This is a genomic window from Bartonella sp. AP57NXGY (genome assembly GCF_042195805.1).
Classification (GTDB): domain Bacteria; phylum Pseudomonadota; class Alphaproteobacteria; order Rhizobiales; family Rhizobiaceae; genus Bartonella.
In genome coordinates this window covers 1-695 of the sequence record NZ_JBHIOZ010000533.1, presented here as the reverse complement: position 1 = coordinate 695, position 695 = coordinate 1, and the positions used below count along the sequence as shown (strand labels likewise).

Sequence of the window (695 nt, the reverse complement as noted above, 5' to 3'; positions counted from 1 at the left end):
AAAACACACCAATCCTCTTCGATTCATTGGATAACGCATTGATTTATAATGATCGTTTATTGTTTTGCAATTTAAATGAAAACTCTGAATATCGCGAGCCTCTCTCATTTTAAATCTTCTCATAATGAATCAATAAATTTTTTGCTTCCCCATTATAAAACAGAGCTAGTGTATGGATAAAAACGTTTAAGAAATGAGTCAAAATGCCTCTCTCTTTCAAATGACAAAGGCTATCGTAATATTGAGAACAGATAAAGAAAATGCTAGTGCCTTTTATTTTAAGTAAAATGATGATGTTCTGTGGTTTTTCTATACTTCATGCAGACCGTCAATGAATATGATGTATATTGAGAAAACTATCTTTAAAAAAACGCTTTAATGTACAACGTTATGGGCGGTACTGTGGGCGTTCTATTTTGCGTGAGAAGCGTAACTCTATTAAAGGACAAAAGAAACAACGTGCGACAGTGCGTAATTTTCATTATTCAAAAACACTACCGTAGATGTTTTTGAAAGTTGTTAAAGCCGAATTTAAAAATGATCGTAAAGATGAGCGTTAATTTTTAACTTTATATCACCTCATGTTTTGGCTCAATGAAGATTGTCTGCCCAGTTTAGAAATTAGACAAACAGATAGAAGTATACTATTTCTCCAATTTGGTATGCAAAAACTGGAATAATTTATAGAACTTCTT

The 695-nt window shown here is 31.8% G+C and carries 1 protein-coding gene; it reads left to right on the top strand.

From position 1 onward, the window contains the following. Nucleotides 1–347 precede the first annotated feature (347 nt). Nucleotides 348–503, top strand: a complete 156-nt coding sequence (locus tag ACFIL8_RS11870) for a hypothetical protein (protein ID WP_375638156.1) — start codon at nt 348–350, stop codon at nt 501–503. Nucleotides 504–695: the final 192 nt, after the last annotated feature.